The sequence below is a fragment of the Streptomyces sp. NRRL F-5630 genome, assembly GCF_000719475.1.
Classification (GTDB): Bacteria; Actinomycetota; Actinomycetes; order Streptomycetales; family Streptomycetaceae; genus Streptomyces.
Window position 1 is genome coordinate 1 of record NZ_JOGO01000145.1, and the last position, 4,469, is coordinate 4,469.

A 4,469-nucleotide genomic window follows, 5' to 3' on the forward strand; every position below is an offset into this window, starting at 1 on the left:
GGGCTGGGGTGGGGCTCGCGGCGGGGGGGGGCGGTGTGTTCCTCGGGGGTGGTCGGGGGGCGGGGCCGATGGTGAGGGCCGCTGGGGAGCACCCCTTCCGGCCTGGCTCGGGGGCGTAGTAGTGGCTGGCCCTGCGTGCGGTAGCGGCGGGCCCATGGCGCGGTAGCGGTCGGCTCGGCGTGCGGCGGTGGCGGGGGTGAGCTGGAAACGTTCTGCGGCCTGCCGCGTGCCGCCTGCCGCCTGCCGCCTGCCGCCTGCCGCCCGCCGCGGCGGCCGGCCTCGTCCGCGAGCACCGGACCGGACGCAGTCTCCCCGTCGTTGTCCGGGAGCCTTGCGGTGGGCCGCGAGGGCCTCCGGCGGTCGGTGGTCGGTAGATGGCGCGATCCCCACCGGCCCCAGAGGGCCCTGACCCGTTCACGCACCCGGCACACGTGCCACCAACGTGCCGGGACGCGACACAGAGAACCTGGCCGGTGCCGCCGCACCCCGAGCTGCCGTCCGGCTCCGCGTGATGTCTAGGGTGGCGGACGTGCGAGAACCAGAGAGCGAACAGTCGCAGCAGTCCACCGCCGAGGACCGCCACGCGTCGTGGCTGGAACTCTTCTTCGACCTCATCGTCGTGGCCGGCACCGCACAGCTGGCGCACCTCTTGCACGGCAGGCCGTCCCTGCCCGACGTCGGGTTGTTCATCCTCCTCTTCCTGGCGTTCTGGATGATCTGGATGTGCTTCACCGTCTACGGCAACGTCATCGGCGACCGGGCACGCACGTGGACCATGCTGCTGGGCATGCTCGGCATGGCCGTCCTGGCCGCGTCGGTGGCGGGCGTCCACGAGGGAGAGCACCAGCAGGCGTTCGCTATCACCTACGTGCTGCTGCGCCTGGTGGCACGAAGGGCCTGGCGACGCAGCGGGAAGATGCTGGAGGAGTGGCCGATCGGGCAGTTCACCGCGGGTGTGACGCCCTGGCTCGTCTCCATCTGGGTCGACGGGCCGGCGCGTTACTGGCTGTGGGCCGCCGGCCTGGCCATCGACCTGTGGACCACGCTCAGCGCCTCCGCCCGCAAACGTCAGGCGGACGCCGAGGCCCGCCGCAACGAACGGACCGGCCACTCGCCCACCCTCACCCTCGCCCAGGTCGATCCGGTGCACCTGGGCGAGCGGCTCGGCCTGTTCACCCTCATCGTGCTCGGCGAGAGCGTCGTCCAGCTGGTGGACGTGGCCTCCGAGGCGGGCTGGGACCACGCTCTCGAATTCTCGGGCCTCGCGGCCTTCTTGCTCCTGGTGGCCCTGTGGCAGCTCTCGCTCGTCCACGGATACGGCGGCGTCCCGAACCTGCGCGAGTCCGTCCTCGCCCCGCGCCTGGTGCTCTTCCTGCACTGGGTCACCAACGGAACGCTCACCGCCCTGGCCGCCGGCCTCGGCGCAGCCATGGAGCACCGGCACGGTCAACTACCGACTGGTGGCCGCTGGGTCCTGTGCGCGAGCCTCTCGGTGTACTTCGTCCTCGCCGTGGTCGCCGCGCTCGTTCCCCGGCGGACGGCCCAGACCCCGGGCGAATGGGGCAGGCTCCTCGGTCGTCTGCTGCCGCCGCTGGTGCTCTCCCTGGCGATCGGCCTCTTCGGGGGCGGGCTGCCCACGCCCGTGGTGGTGTGGTCGCTGGTCGCCGCCGCAGGATGGAGTCTGCTGGGACACCTGGCACGACCCGAGCGGACCGGCCTCCCGAACGACGCCTGAGAGCCATCGCCCCCGGCGACCAGCCGCGCTGCCGAAACACACGCGACCGGCCCCCCTGAGCACGCGGCACCCCCTCGCCCGGCGCGGCAGCCCCCAAACGCTCGACGAGGCAGAACCCCCTTCCCCGCCACCGCGTCGTCCCGCCCGGGCCCGGCAACCGTGGACGCCCAGGCAGACGCACCGGGTACGTCCCCTTCGGCTACGGTCCCGCACAACTATGAGGACCACATGGGCAGCCGGGCGTGCAGGGCGCGACGGGGTCGCACGAGGACCGGCCGCCCATCCGTTCGCGGGCGAGCGACGCGCGCGAGGCAACGACGGCCGGTCGTTAACGTCATCACGGACGAGCGTACGAATCTGAGGAAGGAGGAGGCACGTGACTGATCTGCCATTCGCCCTGCCCGGCCGCTTCTGACGGGGGAAACCTCCACGCCCCCTCCGACCAGTCGCACGGAGGGCTCTCACCCGCGGGAACCGCATGGCGCTACCAGTCGCCCAGCTACGACTTGGTGGCCGTTCACCACTTCCGCAGCGAACACAGCTTTCCGTGGACGGACACCCGGCCGCTTCGCGGTCCGGAGTTCACCACCCTGCACAGGCCCAACCGCACGCCCCCGTCCCGAGGCGGGTCCGTCCTGACACATCCGCCCCCATCACCGACGAAGACGACCGGCCCAGGCGAACGCCTACCCCTACGCCCACAACAACCCCCTCACCCAGCGCGCCCACATCGGTCTACGCCCCGTGGGAAATGGAGCGGATTGCTCACAGCAATATTCATGGACGCGTTTACGTCAGCCGATCCCGCCGGGCAAGTCCAAGAGTCGCGAAAATTCATGGGGTGCGACCAGGTGCTCGAAGCCTGCGGAAATATTGGCTTCAATATCGGAGTCGGCGGCGGCCAAAAATGTCCAATCCTCGTCTGTGTGGACGGTCGATAGTAGATGTCGCCCGCCGCCGTCTTTTTCTGGCGGGCTAAGCCGGGGGTCCCCCGGCGGCTCCTTTCCCGCAGACTTGACGCAAGGTAGCGTCGGCTCTTGCGGTAAATTGAGAGGTAAAGGGGTCCGTATGGAAGAAAGTGCAGGCGCGAGCCAGCGGCCATTGCGGCATGGCCGACGGGCGTGGCCGGAACTCAAAAAGGGAGATCGCGTGGAGATCTTTTCGCTGGTGCAGGGGGCGCAGCCTTTCCCCGCGAGCTCACTGGTGGGCCGAATTGCACCTGGATCAAGAGCTGATGAACGGCGCACTGATCCCAAGCGAGAGGGATGCCCGACATGAGCTCTCCTTCTGAGGAAGTCCTCGTCGCCCTCATCGGGGGGCCTATGGCGATCCTTTGCGGCGTAGGTCTGCTTCGGTCTGCCAAGGACAGTACGAACAGCCTGGTCAACTGGTCGCGCGAGCCAACCGGTCTCAAACCCATGGAACCGAGAACGGCACGTGCCATCACCTTGGTCATCGGCCTGGGTTTCACGGTGATCGGTGGCATGATCTTTCTCGGAGGTATCCTTGGTCTGATCCTCTAGGTTTCCGGATCAAGCAACGAGCCCCTGAAGGGCGGCCGCTCGGCGTCAGATACTTGATGCGGGCGGCCGTCCTTTACGGGCGGCTCACCCCGGCGCCGTCGAGCTGCGCTTCCTGCCCTCGTCCTTGCCCGACCTGAACCCTGACGAGCTGGTCAACGCCGAGCTCAAGCACAGCCTGCCCAAGCAGCACCGGTCCCGGAACCAGACCCAACCCGGCGCCGAAACACGCCGCTTCTTCCATCGGCACCAGCGCCAGCCCCACATCGTCTGCGGCTACTTCTGCGGCCCGCACGTCCGCTACGTCCTGGACGAGAGCCCATGGCTTTCTGATCAAGATGTCGGCACAGACAGCCGAGGGTACGGTGTGGGCTGAACTGGCCGTTGCCCTGGAATCTGCTTGTGGCGCGGGGGCGGTATTTCCCCTGTCCCAGCAGATGTCCCAGCGTGATGAGTAGAAGTTGATGGAGGTATGCGTGCCGAGTGATATAGGTGAGGCGTGGCAGCGGGTTGTTTCCTGGCTGCTTGAGCATGCCCCGGTCAGTCACCGTGCTCTGGGTGCTGCGGCGAACGAGGAGGAGATCGCCGCTGTCGAGGAGAAGATGGGTGTTCGGTTCCCAGAGTTTCTGCGTGCCTATCTGAAGATCAACGATGGGACCGTCACCCGGCTCGATAGGTCGAACGGCCTGACGGGCTCCTGCCCGGAAGGCGAGTTCCTCGCCGGCGGATGGGCGCTGCTTCCCCTGTCGAGTATCGAGCGCCTGCATTATCAGATGATGCCTGGTCCGAACGAGGATGAGGGCTATTGGAGGAAGGAGTGGATTCCTTTCGCCGCCGAGTCTTATGAGTGTGGTGAGATGTATGGCTTTTTCATTGACGCGGAGACAGGCGCGGTGGGGCTGTGGAGTGACGGCGACGTAGAGACCATGGATATCTTCCCGGACCTGTCGGAATTCTTCGCCTCGGTCCTTGAGGACCTGGAGCGAATCCTTGGTCCAGAGGAAACCAGTCAGCGGATCCAGGATGGCTGCGTCACACTCGGCTGAGGAACAAGGGGAAGGCCCCCGCGGACGCTTGGTGCAAGGGTTACGTCCCTGCAATTGCGTCATTTCACCCTTAGAGGCCGTTTCTATTGGCGTAGTCGCTCGTTGAGCCGTGCATGGCTGATCTGGTGGAGCGTCTGGTGCCGGAGGAGTTGTGGACGCTGTTCCGGC

General features: G+C 67.3%; 4 protein-coding genes. All 4 read left to right on the top strand.

Features of this window, described 5'->3' with window-relative positions:
- Nucleotides 1-529: 529 nt before the first annotated feature.
- The gene (locus IF99_RS0129860; RefSeq protein ID WP_051703767.1) at nt 530-1,735 is read left to right on the top strand and encodes a low temperature requirement protein A; all 1,206 of its coding nucleotides are present in this window, start codon (nt 530-532) and stop codon (nt 1,733-1,735) included.
- A gap of 1,274 nt (nt 1,736-3,009) precedes the next feature.
- A complete protein-coding gene (locus IF99_RS0129865) occupies nt 3,010-3,258 on the top strand; it encodes a hypothetical protein (RefSeq protein ID WP_158716682.1) in 249 nt (82 codons plus the stop codon).
- 124 nt (nt 3,259-3,382) lie between these two features.
- Nucleotides 3,383-3,631 (top strand): hypothetical protein, encoded by a 249-nt coding sequence (locus IF99_RS33110; RefSeq protein ID WP_234340918.1) that lies wholly within the window; start codon nt 3,383-3,385, stop codon nt 3,629-3,631.
- Between the two features lie 100 nt (nt 3,632-3,731).
- Nucleotides 3,732-4,301 (top strand): SMI1/KNR4 family protein, encoded by a 570-nt coding sequence (locus IF99_RS0129875; protein ID WP_234340919.1) that lies wholly within the window; start codon nt 3,732-3,734, stop codon nt 4,299-4,301.
- Nucleotides 4,302-4,469 lie beyond the last annotated feature (168 nt).

Excerpts from the sequence above, each read along its gene's own strand:
- IF99_RS0129865 (WP_158716682.1), top strand. The coding sequence starts at position 3,010 with ATGAGCTCTCCTTCTGAGGAAGTCCTCGTCGCCCTCATCGGGGGGCCT.